This window comes from Pseudomonas sp. lyk4-TYG-107 (assembly GCF_030209055.1).
Lineage (GTDB): Bacteria > Pseudomonadota > Gammaproteobacteria > Pseudomonadales > Pseudomonadaceae > Aquipseudomonas > Aquipseudomonas putida_A.
Map to the genome: position 1 here is coordinate 188,503 of NZ_JARVST010000007.1, position 15,019 is coordinate 203,521.

A 15,019-nucleotide genomic window follows, 5' to 3' on the forward strand; every position below is an offset into this window, starting at 1 on the left:
CATAAGGCGCCTTGCTACGATCGCGCCACCGGATCACCGGACATTCAGCGACCCTTACCCAGGAGCCCTCATGTCCGGCGCCGACACCGCTCACCGCAATCATCTCGACGCTCTGTTCCGCGCCCACTACCGCTGGCTGTGCACTTACCTGAGCCGACATCTGCACGACTCCGCAGGCGCGGAAGACATAGCCGCCGAAACCTTCGCGCAATTGCTTCAGGCGCCCAGTATCACGGCGATTCGCGAACCCCGCGCGATGCTCACCACGATTGCTCAGCGCTTGCTTTATCAGCGCTGGCGCCGGGCGGATCTGGAGCGCCGGCATGCGCAGCAGATCGACGTCGAGGTCGCTATCTCGCCTGAAGACCTCGCGCAACTGAGCCAGACCCTCAAGCGCCTCGACCGCAGCCTGCAACGCCTGCCGGGCAAAGTCCGCTCGACCTTTCTGCTGGCGCGGATCGATGGCCTGACCTACCCGCAAATCGCCGCCGAACTGGGCATCTCTCAGCGTTCGGTCAGCGTTTACATGAGCCGGTCCCAAGCCCTGTGCGACCGCCACAGCGCCAACCAAATCCTGACAGACAAGAGGTCCGCATGAGATCAATCAAAACCCTGCTCGGCCGTTCGTTGCTGGCGCTGAGCCTGAGCGTCGGCGCTGTTTCGGCGGCGGAAAAAACCGCACCGATCCACTTCGGTGACATCACCTGGGAAAGCGGCAGTTTCATCACCGAAGTGCTGCGCCTGATCGTCGAAAAAGGTTACGGGTACCCGACCGACACGCTGCCGGGCAGCACCGTCAGCCTGGAAGCGGCGCTGGCGAAAAACGATATTCAGGTGATCGGCGAGGAATGGGCCGGGCGCAGTCCGGCGTGGGTCAAGGCGGCCAATGAAGGCAAGGTGTTCGGCCTTGGCGATACGGTCAAGGGCGCGACCGAGGGCTGGTGGGTGCCGGAATACGTGATAAAGGGCGACCCCGAACGCGGGATCAAACCGCTGGCCCCGGAGCTGAAATCGGTGGCCGACCTGCCGCGCTACAAGGACGTGTTCCGCGACCCGGAAGACCCGCGCCGTGGACGCTTCCTCAACAGCCCGACCGGCTGGACTTCGGAGATCGTCAACAGCCAGAAGCTCAAGGCCTATGCGCTGACCGACAGCTACGTCAACTTTCGCACCGGCTCCGGCGCGGCGCTGGATGCCGAGGTGGCGTCGTCGATCAAACGCGGCAAACCGGTGCTGTTCTATTACTGGTCGCCGACGCCGCTGCTCGGGCGCTTCAAACTGGTGAAGCTCGAAGAGCCGCCGTTCGATGCTGAAGCCTGGAAAACCCTGGCCGATGCCAACAACCCGAATCCCAAGGGCACCCGCTCGATGCCGGCCAGCCTGGCGATTGGCGTGTCGGCGCCGTTCAAGGCGCAATACCCGGAGCTGGTGTCGTTCTTCGAGAAAGTCGATTTGCCGATTGATCTGCTGAACCAGACGCTGGCCGGGATGAGCGAAAAACGCCAGCCACCACGGCAGGTAGCCGAAGCATTTTTACGCGATCAGCCGCAGGTGTGGAGGGCGTGGGTACCGGGGGAGGTGGCGAGCAAGGTGACGGCGGGGCTTTGAGTTTCTGCCGGTTGATCGGTGTTGTTTGAACTGATGCCTTCGCGAGCAGGCTCGCTCCCACACTGGATTTTTGACGTGCACAAAACCCCTGTGGGAGCGAGCCTGCTCGCGAATGATCTAAAGACTTACGCCGCTTCCGCAGCCAACGCCGCCGCCACGGTCGGCCGCTGCTCAATCCGCGCCTGAAACCGCGCCAGTGCCGGCCACTGCGCCAGCTCAATCCCGAACAACCCGGCCCAACGCAACACCACAAACAACAAGGCATCCGCCACGCTGAAGCCGCTCGGCAACAGATACTCCTGCTGCTCCAGCACCGCGACCAACACCGCAAAACGCTTGAACAACTTCTCCTTGATCACCTCGGCCGGCAACCGCTCATCGAACAGCGCACCAAGCCCGCCGTGGACTTCGCTCGAAATGAAATTCAGCCACTCCTGCAAACGCAGCCTTTCAAAACTGCCGGGTGCTGGCGCCAGTCCCGATTGTGGTTGCAGATCCGCCAGATATTGCAGGATCACCGGGCCTTCGGTCAGTACCGCGCCGTCGTCCAGTTGCAGGGCCGCGACGTACCCCTTGGGATTGATCGCGAGAAAGTCTTCACCGCTGGCCGTGCGCTTGCTGCGATTGTCGACGCGGATCAGCACGAAGGGCAGCTTCAGTTCGCGCAACACAATGTGCGGCGCCAGCGAACAGGCTTGCGGGGCGTAATACAGCTTCATCGGCAGCTCTCTGGTGAGGAATTGGCGCCAGTGTCATAGTGCGCCGCACCCTCGGTAAAATTAATCTTTCAGAAACCTGCCATAAGGACAGCTACTGGCATGATGAACCTGATGCATTGGCGGCTGGTGGTCGCCATCGCCGATCACGGCAACATCACCCGCGCGGCCGAGCGGGTCGGCATGACTCAATCCGGCGCGAGCCAGGCCTTGGCGCTGATGGAAGAAACCCTTGGCGTGCAGCTGTTCAGCCGCGAAAGCCGACAGACCTTGCCCACCGCCATCGGCCTGCCGGTGATCGAGCAGGCGCGGCTGATGCTCGGTGCGTTGGAGACCATTCGCCAGACCGTCGACAGCGTGCGCCCGATGCTGCGCGGGACGATCCGCCTGGCGAGTTTTCCCATGGTGCTGGCGAGTTTTCTGCCACCGCTGCTGCGCCAGTTCAATCGGCTGTATCCGGGGATCGAAGTGGTGGCGCTGGAGGTCAGCGACGATGAGGTGGAAACCCTGCTCGCGGCCGGGCTGGTGGATGTCGGCGTGGTGCTCAACCCGGCACCCGAGCGCAACGCCGGGCCATTGGGTCGCGACGCATGGGTGGCGGTCGTTCCCGCAGGGCATCCGCTGGCGCTGCGTGGAACCGAGCAAGGCGTGAGCCTGCCAGAACTGACGGCGCTGCCTTTTGTGCTGGCCACCGGCGGTTGCTCGACCAATGCCCGCAGCCTCGCCGCCGAGGCCGGGTTGCAGTTGCAGGATGTGCGAGTCGAAGTGCGCGAATGGAGCAGCGCCTTCACTCTGGTGCGGGAAAATCTCGGCGTGACCCTGGTGCCGGAAATGACCTTGCCGGCCGAGCGCCAGGGCTTGCGCGTGATTGCCCTGCAGCCACGTATCGAACGGGTCTTTTCGCTGGTGCTGCCTGCGGGGCAGACGCCGCCAGCGACGGTGCAGGCGTTGCTGGATCTGGTGGCGGAGACGGCGGGCTCGACGGCTCGCTGAACCGTTTCTTGTGCAAAAAGTGCCAGATACTGGCCGACTAGTGGCCTTGCGCACGGCATGGCGATGGCTATGCTAGCTGTAACTAACTATGTCGACCGTCATCTGTTAGCCGTGATTTCAACGCTGCCAGAGTGCGCAACCCAAGGCACCGGACACTGAACCAACAAGGAGCAAGTTGTACATGGAAGTTTTCTGCACGTTAGGGCTGGCCCGCTGCTGGGCTATCAAGAGAAGGATGTCTTGATTAGAGCGTCGCTGCATGGACCCTCGGATTAAACATCATTTATCACCTGACAACTTCCTCCCGTGGAGGAATGCGTGTGCCTGTTCTGTGGAACGTAGTGGTGGATGCTGAAAGACCTGAACTTTCATCAAATCAAAAGACCGCGCGGAAGGTGATACAACCATGTTCAACCTACATCACAAGGCTGACCTGCAGGAAATCGAGCGTTTCAGCTGCGCCTTGACCGAAGCCAACGCCAAGCTCGAAGCGATCAGCCGCTCCATGGCGATGATCGAATTTACCCCCGAAGGCATTGTTCTGGATGCCAACGAAAACTTCTGCAAGACCATGGGTTACAGCGCCGAGGAAGTGCGTGGCAAACATCACCGGGTGTTTTGCGAAGAAGCGTTTTACCGCAGCGAGGAGTACGCCAGATTGTGGCGCGACCTGGCCCGGGGTGAGCCGATCAGCGGCACGTTTCTGCGCTTGAACAAGTCCGGCAAGGAGATCTGGCTCGAAGCCAGTTACATGCCGGTGTACGGCCCGGACAAACAAGTCAAAAGTGTGATCAAAGTGGCGTCGGACATCACCGCCCGGGTCAACAAAGAGCACGAAGAAGAAAGCATGCTGGCGGCGATCAGCCGTTCGATGGCGGTGATCGAGTTCACCCCGGACGGCAACGTGATTACCGCCAACGACAACTTTCTGAAAACCATGCAGTACTCGCTCAACGAAATCGTTGGCCATCACCACAGCATGTTCTGTCACCGTTCCGAATCCGAATCGGCGCAGTACAAGGCGTTCTGGGCGTCGCTCAATCGCGGTGAATATCACTCGCACCGTTTCGAACGCAAGAACAAGTCCGGGCAGATGGTTTATCTCGAAGCCTCGTACAACCCGCTGTTCGATACCAAGGGCCGTTTGTACAAGGTGGTGAAGTTCGCCAGCGACATCACCCAACAAATGACTACGCTGCAGAACGCCGCGGAATCGGCCCACAGCACCTCGGTACAGAACGACGCCTGCGCGCAAAAGGGCTCACAGGTGGTGCAGCAGACGGTGCAGATCATTCAGGACATTTCCCGCGACCTCAACGAAGCGGCGCTGAGCATTGATGCCGTCAGCAAGCAGTCGGACATCATCGGCACCATCGTCCAGACCATTCGCGGGATCGCCGATCAGACCAACCTGCTGGCGCTCAACGCAGCCATCGAAGCGGCCCGGGCCGGTGAGCACGGGCGCGGGTTTGCGGTGGTGGCGGACGAGGTGCGCAGTCTTGCGGCGCGTACCAGTCAGGCGACTCTGGAGATTGTCGAAGTGGTACGCAAAAACCATGACCTGTCGCTGAGCGCGGTGTCGAGCATGCAGTCGAGCCTGAGCCGCACCGGGCTGGGTGTGGAACTGGCGAATGAGGCGGGGGAGGTGATTCTGGAAATTCAGCAGGGATCGCGACATGTGGTGGATGCGATCGGGCAGTTCAATGCGACGTTGCAACTAAACTGACACCCATCAACAACTGTAGGAGTGAGCCTGCTCGCGATTGCGGTGCGTCAGTCACTGGATAAGTAACTGATGTATCGCTATCGCGAGCAGGCTCACTCCTACATTGGTTTCTAAGCAACTTTCAGATCAAAGCGCCGCGAGAAACTTGTCCGCCAGTTTGTCGCTGTCTTTGACGTCATTGACGTTGTCTTTTTCCGCTTGCGCCAGCTTCATCTTGTCCTGCAGACGCTCGGCGATCTCTTTGCCGATGGCCAGTTGTTTCTCCGGCGGCATGGCTTTGATGTCGTCTTCGGTGATGCCCATGCTCTGAAGGATACTGTCGCGCAGGCGCTGTTCCGGCGACTTGCTCATGTAGTCCTTGAACGCGTCAGTGGCCGAGGTCCCGATGGTGGTGCCGGCCGCCGTGGCGTCGGTGGTTTGCAGGCCGACACGGGTCTTGGCGAACGCTTCGTCGACGTTATCGCTGATGCGCGTGGCGGCGGCCACTTGCTGGGTGGCGATCTGCGTGGCCGAATCCTCAACCTTGGAGGTCGCGTCGGTCGCCTGCGACTGGGCCTGGTTCTGCAGCGATTGCAGCATGGCGCCGTGCAGGCCGCTTTGCAGACCGGCAGCGGCGGTCGTGGTCGCGTCATCCGCCAGCCGCTTGGGCAGGTGAATGAGCTGCTGCTGTTTGGCACTGACCAACATCATGATGGAGCCCTATGGATAATTGCTGACGGGCCTGAAGCAGCAATTACCGTGCCTTCGCGCAAAAACACATGATTTCAACGAGTTACGCAACTTGTGCGCCGAACAAAGCGGTCATCCCTTGCCGTCGGGCGGCAGAGGATGACCGTGTGGCCTCAGCGGTGGGCAATGTTTTCCAGCGCCAGATTGCGCGTGCGCGGGCCGAACCAGCCGATGGTCAGCATCACGATCAGCATGCTGCTGACAATGAACGCGAGCACCCCGGGCGTGCCGAAGTTGTCGAGGAACAGCCCGATCAACAGGCTGCTGAACACCGTCGACAAGCGACTGAACGAATAACAGAAGCCCACCGCCCGGGCGCGGATGTTGGTCGGGAACAGTTCGCTCTGGTACGAGTGATAACTGAAACTCAGCCACGCATTGCAAAAGGTGATCATCACTCCGCAGACGATCAGGCCGAAGGCGCTGGTCTGCAACGCGAACAAAGTGCCGAAAGTCATCGCGCCAAGGGCCGAGCCGACGATCTGCCACTTGTTCTCGAAACGGTTGGCAAACTTCACGAACAGCAACGGCCCGAGCGGGTAGGCGAGGGTGATGATGAACGCATACATAAGGCTGTGGGTGACACTCACACCCTGGCCGGAAAGCAACGCCGGCAGCCAGTTACCAAAACCGAAGAAACCGATCGCCTGGAACACGTGAAACACGATCAGCATCAATGCGCGACGCCGATATGGCGGCTGCCAGATGTCGGCGAAGCGACCCTTGCCCTCGACATCCACGGGCACCGTTTCCGGAGCGTCCAGCGGTTGGCGGTGATCCTTCTCGCAGCGGGCTTCGATGTCATCGAGAATCCTGTTCGCTTCATCGAACCGCCCATGCTGCGCCAGCCAGCGCGGCGACTCCGGCAGGCGCTTGCGCAGCCACCAGATGAACAGCGCAAACACCGCACTCGCCAGCACCACCCAACGCCAGCCCGACACGCCGAACGGCGCCTGCGGCACCAGCCACCAGGACATGAGTGCCACCGCCGGCACCGAGAGAAACTGCACGAAAAACGCGAAGGCAAACGCCGAACTGCGCATGCGTTTGGGCACCAGCTCCGAGAGGTAGGCGTCGATGGTCACCAGCTCGATCCCGAGGCCGATGCCCACCAGAAAACGCATGCAGATAATGCCCAGCGCCGAGCTTTGAACGCCCATCAGCACCGTGGCCACGGTGTACCAGACCAGCGCAAAAGTGAAGATTGCGCGGCGGCCGAAACGGTCAGCCAACGGACTGAGCAGGCTCGCGCCGAGGAACAGGCCGAGGAAGGTCGCGGAAGCGAACGCCGCCTGATCGGAGAAACCGAACACGCCCTGATTGCCGGTGGCGAAGATCCCGTCACGGATCAGCCCCGGACTGATGTAGGCGGTCTGGAACAAATCGTAGAGTTCGAAGAAACCGCCAATCGACAACAGCGCCACCAGTCGCCAGATGGTGGCGACGGCGGGCAGGCGGTCGATGCGGGCGGAAATCTCGGCGGCGCGTATCGGGTCGATGCCGTCGCGTTGCGCGGCGGCGGGGGCGTGAGCAGTCATCGGCGGATCCATTTTTTATTGATGGAAAAGCTTAGCCTGCTATCGGAGTTCACGGATTGTGAATTTCGGCGGTTAGCCCCGGAGAACCGCCGATTTCTTGCAATAACTACTTACCAATTAACGATTTATGCCGCAGCGGTCGAATCGGGCAGCGCCGACGCCGGCAAGCCGAAAATGCGATCGAACAGCCAGTTGAAGGCGAACGTGTAGCACGGGATGAAGATGATCAGTGCCAGATCCAGCAGGAACGCCTGCACCAGACTGATGTTCATCCACCAGGCAATCAGCGGAATCAGGAACACTATCAGCGTCAGTTGAAAACCCACTGCATGAGCGATGCGCCGTTTGACCGTGCGGGTGCGTGACTGCTGGCGGCTTTCCCAGTGCTCGAACAGCGAGGTGTAGATGAAATTCCAGGTCACCGCGATGGTGGTGATGATCACCGCCAGTGGGCCAGTGCTGCCGGGCGAAGTGCCGGATAACAGCGCCAGGCCGAGGGCGGAGAAGGTCATGCCGATCACTTCGTAGAGCGACACGTAGACCAGTTTGCGTTTGACGCCTTGCATGGAGATTTGCCTCTTTCTTGCAACGTGTTGGCCAGCGAGACTGGCGAAGACGGCAAAAGATAGCTTCAATAGGCGTGACAGAAAAAGTCAGTAGCTTTCAGTTTTGGTGATAGGTGGTGTTTTGAATTTCAACAGCGACAGCATCGAACTATTCCTCGCAGTGATCGAGCGTGGCTCGTTTTCCGCTGCTGCCCGCGCTTTGGGGCGGGTGCCGTCGGCGGTGAGCATGGCTATCGGCAATCTGGAGGCGGAGCTTGGCTACGCCTTGTTCGACCGCAGCCATCGCGAGCCGCAGCCGACAGCGATGGCACTGTCACTGGTGCCCCACGCGCGGCTGATCGCCGAGCAGCTCAAGCAACTGCAAGTGCACGCGGTGGAGTTGTCGCTGGGGCTGGAGAGCAGGCTGTCGATAGGCGTGGTCGCGGACATCGACCGTCGCCGCTTGCTCGCCGCGATCAAGGTGATTGCCGAGCGTCATCCGCTGCTCGACATTGAAGTGCTGAGCGCGCCGCAGGACGATGTGCTGGCAATGCTGCACAGTGGCCGCGTCAGCGTGTGTCTGGCGTTTGCCGGGTTGAGCATGAACGTGCTGGAGCGTTTTCAGTTTGTCGGCAGCGAACGGATGATCGCCACGCTCGCGGCGGACAGTCCGTTGTTGCAGGGGCAGGATCTGTTTCTCGAAGACCTGGTACATGTGCGGCAGATCTTCGTCGCCAGCCGCGACTTGCCGATCAGCGAAACCCGGCCGCTGGTGGCCGAATCGCATTGGCGCACCGACACGCTGGAGACCGCGTTGGAGATGGTCGAGGCGGGGCTGGGCTGGGGCAATTTCCCGTTGTCGGTGGTGCAGCCGTGGCTGGACAGCGGGCGCTTGAAGCGACTGAATTTTCGCAACATCGAAAACGGCCTGGTACTGCCGGTGCACGCGGTGTGGCTCAAGAGCCAGCCGTTGCAGAAGGGCGCGCTGGCGCTCGTCGAACTGCTCAGCCACTGATACATGCATAGGGTGGGTGTACCAAAAAACTGTGGGAGCTGGCTTGCCAGCGATTGCGGTGTATCAGTCAACACTGTATCGACTGGCCTGACGCCGTCGCTGGCAAGCCAGCTCCCACAGGAAGTGCTTCCGACAGGATTTCAGAGCTCAGGTACTCTCGCGAATCTTCAATTCAAAACCCATATCCTCAACGGGCCGCGCCACGCTGTTGCCCGCCATCAACGTCAACATCTGCTCCGCCGCGCGCCGGCCGATCGCTTCACGCGGGGTGTTAATGCTGCTCAGGCGCGGGACCATGTGTTCGGACATCGGCAAGTCGTTGAAGCCGAGGATCGCCACCTGCTCGGGGATCTTGATCCCGTTGCGCAGCGCCTCCAGCAGCGCACCCTGCGCCAGGTCGTCGTTGCCGAAGAAGATCGCATCCACATCCGGATGCGCCGCCAGCAGTTGCAGGAACAGTTCACCGCCCAGGCCCACGGACGAGGAGCGCGGGGTCAGCACTTCCAGATCCGGGTCGTAGCGCCCGGCCTTCTGCAGGGCTTTGCGGAAACCTTCACCGCGCAACAAGGTGCGCTGATCCAGTTGCGCACCGATGTAGGCCAGACGCTTGCGACCGCGCGAGAGCAAATGTTCGGCCGCGGTTTCGCCGGCGCTGAGCTGCGAGAAACCCACGCAATTCACTCCGGCGGCGCTGTCGAGTTCCATCATGTACACGCAGGGAATATTGCTGGCCTCGATCATCCGCCGCGAACTTTCCGTGCGATCAAACCCGGTCAGCAGCAAACCACGCGGCTGATAAGCCATGTAGTTGCGCAGCAGGTTCTCTTCTTCATCGCGCGAATAGTGGAAGTTGCCGATCAGCACTTCGAAGCCCTTGGGTGTCAGCACCCGATGAATGGCTTCCAGCGTATCGATGAACAACAGGTTGGACAGCGATGGCACCAGCACCACCACTGAATGGCTCTGCGCCGAGGCCAATGCGCGGGCGGCAGGGTTGACCACGTAGTTGAGTTCAAGCGCGGCTTTCTGCACTTTTTCCACCAGTTCCGTGGCGACCGTGCTGACCCCGCGCAAGGCGCGGGAGGCGGTAATCGGGCTCACGCCGGCGAGGCGGGCAACTTCATTAAGGGTGGGACGGCCGGTGGTGCGAGTGTTTTTATCGTTTTTAGGGGTGGTCATCGGGCGGCTTGCCAAACAAAAATCAAGGCACTAAGGTAGCGCTGTCCTGATGCAGCTGCAAATGCGTAAGCGAGGTCCTGCCTGATCTTCGCTTTTTGGCGTTGGGAACAAACCTGCTGCAACCCAAAAAAACGACAAGAAGGCGTCGGCAACTTCTGCCTGTGCACTAGAGTCATAGCTAGCAAAGGTAGCGCTGTCTGCGCGCTGAGGTGTTATATGAGTCATCCCATCACCGCCCTGGTCATCATGGGCGTTGCCGGTTGCGGCAAGACGTGCGTCAGCCAGGCCCTGTGCCAATTGAGCGGCGCCACTGCCATTGAAGGCGATACTTTTCATCCGGCCGCCAACATCGAAAAGATGAGCGCGGGGATCCCCCTGAACGACGACGACCGTGCCGGCTGGCTCGACAGCCTGTGCGATGAACTGCGTCGCGTCGATGCATCGGGTAAACGCCCGGTGCTGACCTGCTCTGCCCTTAAACACAGTTATCGCGAAGTGCTACGCAGTGCCTTGCCGGGCCTGGGCTTCGTGTTTCTTGAGCTGACCCCTGAAGTCGCCGCCGACCGTGTGTCCCATCGTCCGGGCCACTTTATGCCGGCAACGTTGATCGAAAGCCAGTTCGCCACCCTCGAATCGCCGGTAGGTGAGCCGTTGACCCTGGCGCTGAATGCTTCGATCCACAGCGTTGAAGAACTGGCGGCCCAGGCGCACGTCTGGTGGCAGGCCCACGGTTTGAAACAGGCGGTATGAGTGTGTTGAAAGAGCTAGCGCTGTCCTCACGAATTCTGTTTAACCCGCTTTAATAACAACAACAAGCCAGGAGACACCCCCAATGTTTGGCATGTCCCACGACGCCTACCTGCTGCTCGATGCAGTGGTCACGGTAATCGGCCTGATTATCCTGATCACCAAATTCAAAATTCACCCCTTTATCTCGCTGACCATCGCGGCCGCGTTCCTCGGCCTGACGTCCGGCATGCCGATCGGCACCATCATCAAGGCGTTCCAGGACGGCTTCGGTGGTGTACTCGGTTTCGTCGGCATCATCCTCGCGCTGGGCACCATGCTCGGCAAAATGATGGCCGAATCCGGCGGGGCGGATCAGATCGCCCAGACCCTGATCCGCGCGTTCGGCAAGGACAAAGTGCAGTGGGCGATGATGTTCGCCGCGTTCCTCGTCGGTATCCCGCTGTTCTTCGAAATCGGCTTCGTGCTGCTGATTCCGCTGGTGTTCATCGTTGCCCGCCGCACCGGTGTGTCGATCATCAAGATCGGTATCCCGCTGCTCGCCGGCCTGTCCGCTGTACACGGTCTGGTGCCGCCGCACCCGGGCCCGCTGCTGGCGATCGGCGTGTTCGGCGCCGACATCGGCAAGACCATCCTCTACGGTCTGATCGTTGCGCTGCCGACCGCCATCATCGCCGGTCCGATCTTCGGTACCTTCATCGCCAAGCACATTCCCGGCACGCCGAATCAGGAGCTGGTCGATCAACTGGCCCGTGAAAGCGACGACTCAACCAAGTTGCCGAGCTTCAGCATCACCCTGATCACCGTGCTGCTGCCGGTGTTCCTGATGCTGCTGAAAACCTTTGCTGACGTGGCGCTGCCGGACGGTCACTTCTTCCGCACCTGGATGGACATGATCGGTCACCCGATCTCGGCCCTGCTGCTGGCCTTGCTGCTGTCGCTGTACACCTTCGGTCACAAGCAGGGCATCGGTTCGCAGCAGATGCTCAAGTGGCTGGACGCGAGCCTGGCGCCAACCGCCGCGATCATCCTGATCATCGGTGCCGGTGGTGGCTTCAAGCAGATGCTGGTGACCAGTGGTGTGGGCGACGTGATCGGCCACATGGCAGTCAGCGCGCAGATCTCGCCGATCCTGCTGGCATGGCTGGTGGCGGCGGTGATTCGTATCGCCACCGGTTCGGCCACCGTGGCGACCATCACGGGCGCCGGCATCGTGGTGCCGGTGGTGGGGATGATCCCGGGCGTCAACCGTGAGCTGCTGGTGCTGGCCACCGGTGCCGGTTCGTTGATCCTGTCCCATGTGAACGACGCCGGCTTCTGGCTGGTGAAGCAGTACTTCAACATGACCGTGGCCGAAACCTTCAAGACCTGGACCGCGATGGAAACCATCCTGTCGGTGGTGGGCCTGGGCTTTATCCTGCTGTTGTCGCTGTTCGTGTAAGCGGCGCTTTGCAGACACAAAAAAACCGCAGCGATGCGGTTTTTTTGTGCGCTGATTTTAGGGTTCACCCAAAACCAGTGTGGGAGCGAGCCTGCTCGCGAAGAGGCCATGTCAGACAACCAATATGTTGACTGATAGACCGCTTTCGCGAGCAGGCTCGCTCCCACAGGGGGCAGGTGTCAGGCGCCAGTTTTGGCGACTAGGCCATCCGCCCGGAACATCCCGCGAATCCCGCGCACCGCCTGACGAATCCGGTCCTGGTTTTCAATCAGCGCGAAGCGCACGTGATCATCGCCATACTCACCAAAGCCAACCCCCGGCGAGACGCAGACCTTGGCCTCGGCCAGCAGCTTCTTGGCGAATTCCAGCGAACCCAGATGCGCGTACGCCTCGGGAATCTTCGCCCAGACATACATCGAAGCCTTCGGATTCTCGACCATCCAGCCCAGTTCATGCAGGCCTTTGACCAGCACGTTACGACGCTGGCGATACTGCTCGGCGATGTCGCGCACGCATTGCTGATCGCCTTCCAGCGCGGCAATCGCCGCCACTTGCAGCGGAGTGAAGGTGCCGTAGTCGTGATAACTCTTGATCCGCGCCAGGGCGTTGACCAGCTCCGGGTTGCCGACCATGAAACCGATGCGCCAGCCAGCCATGTTGTAGCTCTTGGACAGGGTGAAAAACTCCACCGCGATGTCCTTGGCGCCGGGCACCTGCATGATCGACGGGGCTTTCCAGCCGTCGTAGACGATATCGGCGTAGGCCAGGTCGTGAATCACCAGTACGTCGTACTGCTTGGCGAGGGCGATCACCCGTTCGAAGAAATCCAGCTCCACGCATTGTGCGGTAGGGTTGGACGGGAAACCGAGGATCATCATTTTCGGCTTGGGGATCGAACCGCGAATCGCCCGCTCCAGTTCATCGAAGAAGTCCACGCCCGGCACCAGCGGTACCGAACGCACCTGGGCGCCGGCAATCACTGCGCCGTAGATGTGAATCGGGTAGCTCGGGTTCGGCACCAGCACCGTGTCGCCCTGATCCAGGGTGGCCAGCATCAAATGCGCCAGGCCTTCCTTGGAACCGATGGTGACGATGGCTTCGCTTTCCGGGTCGATATCGACCGCGTAGCGTTGCTTGTACCAGTTGGAAATCGCCCGGCGCAGGCGCGGAATGCCCTTGGACGTGGAGTAACCGTGGGTGTCTTCACGTTGGGCAACTTGTACGAGTTTTTCGACGATGTGCGGCGGTGTGGCCCCGTCGGGATTGCCCATGCTCAAGTCGATGATGTCTTCACCACGACGCCGCGCGGCCATCTTCAGCTCGGCGGTGATGTTGAAAACGTAAGGGGGGAGTCGATCAATGCGCGCAAAGCGGCGCGGCGAACCTTGTTCAGCCATTGTTGCCTCGGATAACGTAAGCGCCCGGAACCGTCCGAGCGACGCTGGTCACTGCGGTGACCTGTGGCGGAAGATAAGGGCTGTGATGGCAGGCTGTCCAGCCTGCATGCAAACAAATTTTTCCCAAGGAAATCGGTAGATGGAATTCACCAGTGGCTTCTTGCTGAGCCTTTCGCTGTGCCTGGACATCGGCGTGGCCAACATCGCAATGATCACCCTGGCGATGCAGCGCGGTTACTTTCAGGGCTTCGCGCTGGGCCTCGGCACCTGCGTCGGCGACCTGATCTACGCAGTGCTGGCACTGGCCGGGATGACCGTGTTGCTGCAGTACGAAAGCGTGCGCTGGGTGCTGTGGATCGGCGGGTCGGCGCTGCTGATCTACTTTGCGGCGAAGATGATCTATTCGGCGATTCACCACGAAGCGCAGTTGGCGGCGACGGCGGAGGTGGGGCAGAACTCGCATCGCAAGGAATTCTTCCGAGGGATCTTCCTCGCCATGTCCTCGCCTAGCGCGATTCTGTGGTTCGCCGCGGTTGGCGGCACCCTGATCGCCCGTTCCGGTGGCGGCTGCCCGCTCAGCTCGGCGCTGTTTCTCGGCGGTTTTCTCTGCGCCGGCCTGCTGTGGTCGGCCGGTCTGTGCTTTGCCGCGAGCCACGGCGGCAAGTTACTCGGCGACAAGCTGTTGCGCTACTCCTACATGGCATCGGCGGCGATCTTCTGCTATTTCGCGGTCTACGTGATCGTATCCGGTTATAACGAGTTCGTCGGCTCCGGGGCTGCCGACCAGTTGCACGCCTTGTGACATTGCGAATCGGGTTTGGCTTCTATACTCAGCAGCCGAACCCCTACTTTTGTTCCAGGAGTCGAGTCATGGATGAGCAAAAACGCGTCGAAGTGGCGGAACCTCGCTTCGAACATGGACACTTCCTGCTGATCGCGGGATTTCGTGGTCGATTCACTCAGGACACTGCCAAGGACATCCCCGCGCTGTGGGAAAAGTTCTTGCCGCACCTGGGAAAGATACAGGGACAAAAAAACGAAGTGACCTACGGCGTCTGCAGCAATTTCGACGGCAAGGGTGGCTTCGACTACATCGCCGGGGTAGAAATCAGCAAGCTCGATGACCTCGACCAGAAGGTCTATCAGTGGGTCGAAGTGCTGCCCCGGCAGTACGCGGTGTTCGAGCACAAGGGACCGCTCGACCAGTTGCCGCAAACCCTGCAATACATCTACAAGACCTGGCTACCGACTTCCCATTACGTGGAACTGAATGCCCCGGAACTGGAACGCTACAGCGCCGATTTCAATCCGCGACTGCACACCGGCAAACTGGAAATCTGCGTGCCGGTCGACAGCAAAGCCTGAGCCCATGACGATGAGGCGGA

The 15,019-nt window shown here is 60.6% G+C and carries 14 protein-coding genes and 2 pseudogenes; 10 read left to right on the forward strand and 6 right to left on the reverse strand.

What is annotated here, in order from left to right:
• The first annotated feature begins 70 nt into the window (after nucleotides 1-70).
• Nucleotides 71-598 (forward strand): sigma-70 family RNA polymerase sigma factor, encoded by a 528-nt coding sequence (locus QRN61_RS08410; protein ID WP_285373557.1) that lies wholly within the window; start codon nucleotides 71-73, stop codon nucleotides 596-598.
• Entirely contained in the window at nucleotides 595-1,608 is a 1,014-nt protein-coding gene (locus QRN61_RS08415) for an ABC transporter substrate-binding protein (protein ID WP_027612580.1), read from the forward strand. Before QRN61_RS08410 ends, QRN61_RS08415 begins: the two co-directional genes overlap by 4 nt.
• A 125-nt stretch (nucleotides 1,609-1,733) precedes the next feature.
• Here QRN61_RS08415 and gstA read toward each other — a convergent pair whose 3' ends face one another.
• Nucleotides 1,734-2,327, reverse strand: a complete 594-nt coding sequence (gstA, locus tag QRN61_RS08420) for a glutathione transferase GstA (protein WP_096795055.1) — start codon at nucleotides 2,325-2,327, stop codon at nucleotides 1,734-1,736.
• Nucleotides 2,328-2,426: 99 nt separating this feature from the next.
• On the opposite strand from gstA, the gene QRN61_RS08425 reads away from it, so the two are divergent.
• From QRN61_RS08425 to QRN61_RS27710, 3 genes and pseudogenes are all read left to right on the forward strand, one after another.
• Nucleotides 2,427-3,317, forward strand: a complete 891-nt coding sequence (locus QRN61_RS08425; RefSeq protein ID WP_285373558.1) for a LysR family transcriptional regulator — start codon at nucleotides 2,427-2,429, stop codon at nucleotides 3,315-3,317.
• Between the two features lie 406 nt (nucleotides 3,318-3,723).
• A pseudogene (locus tag QRN61_RS27705) lies at nucleotides 3,724-4,500 on the forward strand (PAS domain-containing protein); the annotation flags it as partial.
• 114 nt (nucleotides 4,501-4,614) lie between these two features.
• Nucleotides 4,615-5,043: pseudogene (locus QRN61_RS27710) on the forward strand (methyl-accepting chemotaxis protein); the annotation flags it as partial.
• A 126-nt stretch (nucleotides 5,044-5,169) separates the two neighbouring features.
• On the opposite strand, the gene QRN61_RS08435 reads toward QRN61_RS27710, so the two are convergent.
• The 3 genes from QRN61_RS08435 to QRN61_RS08445 all read right to left on the reverse strand — a co-directional run bounded on the left by QRN61_RS08435 (nucleotide 5,170) and on the right by QRN61_RS08445 (nucleotide 7,876).
• A complete protein-coding gene (locus QRN61_RS08435) occupies nucleotides 5,170-5,730 on the reverse strand; it encodes a hypothetical protein (RefSeq protein ID WP_027612584.1) in 561 nt (186 codons plus the stop codon).
• Between the two features lie 155 nt (nucleotides 5,731-5,885).
• Nucleotides 5,886-7,310 (reverse strand): MFS transporter, encoded by a 1,425-nt coding sequence (locus QRN61_RS08440; protein ID WP_285373559.1) that lies wholly within the window; start codon nucleotides 7,308-7,310, stop codon nucleotides 5,886-5,888.
• Between the two features lie 125 nt (nucleotides 7,311-7,435).
• Entirely contained in the window at nucleotides 7,436-7,876 is a 441-nt protein-coding gene (locus QRN61_RS08445) for a PACE efflux transporter (RefSeq protein WP_027612586.1), read from the reverse strand.
• A 121-nt stretch (nucleotides 7,877-7,997) separates the two neighbouring features.
• On the opposite strand from QRN61_RS08445, the gene QRN61_RS08450 reads away from it, so the two are divergent.
• Nucleotides 7,998-8,870: a LysR family transcriptional regulator gene (locus QRN61_RS08450; protein WP_285373560.1), complete on the forward strand. Its 873-nt coding sequence runs from the start codon at nucleotides 7,998-8,000 to the stop codon at nucleotides 8,868-8,870.
• 147 nt (nucleotides 8,871-9,017) lie between these two features.
• Here QRN61_RS08450 and gntR read toward each other — a convergent pair whose 3' ends face one another.
• Nucleotides 9,018-10,049: an HTH-type transcriptional regulator GntR gene (gene gntR, locus QRN61_RS08455; RefSeq protein ID WP_047295927.1), complete on the reverse strand. Its 1,032-nt coding sequence runs from the start codon at nucleotides 10,047-10,049 to the stop codon at nucleotides 9,018-9,020.
• Between the two features lie 216 nt (nucleotides 10,050-10,265).
• Here gntR and QRN61_RS08460 point away from each other — a divergent pair, with 216 nt between their 5' ends.
• Entirely contained in the window at nucleotides 10,266-10,799 is a 534-nt protein-coding gene (locus QRN61_RS08460) for a gluconokinase (RefSeq protein WP_285373562.1), read from the forward strand.
• A gap of 82 nt (nucleotides 10,800-10,881) precedes the next feature.
• Nucleotides 10,882-12,237 carry a GntP family permease gene (locus QRN61_RS08465; RefSeq protein ID WP_097085886.1) on the forward strand — a complete coding sequence of 452 codons (1,356 nt, stop codon included), beginning with the start codon at nucleotides 10,882-10,884 and terminating at the stop codon, nucleotides 12,235-12,237.
• 179 nt (nucleotides 12,238-12,416) lie between these two features.
• Here QRN61_RS08465 and alaC read toward each other — a convergent pair whose 3' ends face one another.
• Nucleotides 12,417-13,634 (reverse strand): alanine transaminase, encoded by a 1,218-nt coding sequence (gene alaC / locus QRN61_RS08470; protein ID WP_285373563.1) that lies wholly within the window; start codon nucleotides 13,632-13,634, stop codon nucleotides 12,417-12,419.
• Nucleotides 13,635-13,773: 139 nt separating this feature from the next.
• Here alaC and QRN61_RS08475 point away from each other — a divergent pair, with 139 nt between their 5' ends.
• Nucleotides 13,774-14,436 carry a LysE family translocator gene (locus tag QRN61_RS08475; RefSeq protein ID WP_285373564.1) on the forward strand — a complete coding sequence of 221 codons (663 nt, stop codon included), beginning with the start codon at nucleotides 13,774-13,776 and terminating at the stop codon, nucleotides 14,434-14,436.
• A gap of 68 nt (nucleotides 14,437-14,504) precedes the next feature.
• A complete protein-coding gene (locus QRN61_RS08480) occupies nucleotides 14,505-14,999 on the forward strand; it encodes a GyrI-like domain-containing protein (RefSeq protein ID WP_027612592.1) in 495 nt (164 codons plus the stop codon).
• Nucleotides 15,000-15,019 lie beyond the last annotated feature (20 nt).

Excerpts from the sequence above, each read along its gene's own strand:
- QRN61_RS08410 (WP_285373557.1), top strand. The coding sequence starts at position 71 with ATGTCCGGCGCCGACACCGCTCACCGCAATCATCTCGACGCTCTGTTC.
- QRN61_RS08415 (WP_027612580.1), top strand. The coding sequence starts at position 595 with ATGAGATCAATCAAAACCCTGCTCGGCCGTTCGTTGCTGGCGCTGAGC.
- gstA (WP_096795055.1), bottom strand. The coding sequence starts at position 2,327 with ATGAAGCTGTATTACGCCCCGCAAGCCTGTTCGCTGGCGCCGCACATT.
- QRN61_RS08425 (WP_285373558.1), top strand. The coding sequence starts at position 2,427 with ATGATGAACCTGATGCATTGGCGGCTGGTGGTCGCCATCGCCGATCAC.
- QRN61_RS08435 (WP_027612584.1), bottom strand. The coding sequence starts at position 5,730 with ATGTTGGTCAGTGCCAAACAGCAGCAGCTCATTCACCTGCCCAAGCGG.
- QRN61_RS08440 (WP_285373559.1), bottom strand. The coding sequence starts at position 7,310 with ATGACTGCTCACGCCCCCGCCGCCGCGCAACGCGACGGCATCGACCCG.
- QRN61_RS08445 (WP_027612586.1), bottom strand. The coding sequence starts at position 7,876 with ATGCAAGGCGTCAAACGCAAACTGGTCTACGTGTCGCTCTACGAAGTG.
- gntR (WP_047295927.1), bottom strand. The coding sequence starts at position 10,049 with ATGACCACCCCTAAAAACGATAAAAACACTCGCACCACCGGCCGTCCC.
- QRN61_RS08460 (WP_285373562.1), top strand. The coding sequence starts at position 10,266 with ATGAGTCATCCCATCACCGCCCTGGTCATCATGGGCGTTGCCGGTTGC.
- QRN61_RS08465 (WP_097085886.1), top strand. The coding sequence starts at position 10,882 with ATGTTTGGCATGTCCCACGACGCCTACCTGCTGCTCGATGCAGTGGTC.
- alaC (WP_285373563.1), bottom strand. The coding sequence starts at position 13,634 with ATGGCTGAACAAGGTTCGCCGCGCCGCTTTGCGCGCATTGATCGACTC.
- QRN61_RS08475 (WP_285373564.1), top strand. The coding sequence starts at position 13,774 with ATGGAATTCACCAGTGGCTTCTTGCTGAGCCTTTCGCTGTGCCTGGAC.
- QRN61_RS08480 (WP_027612592.1), top strand. The coding sequence starts at position 14,505 with ATGGATGAGCAAAAACGCGTCGAAGTGGCGGAACCTCGCTTCGAACAT.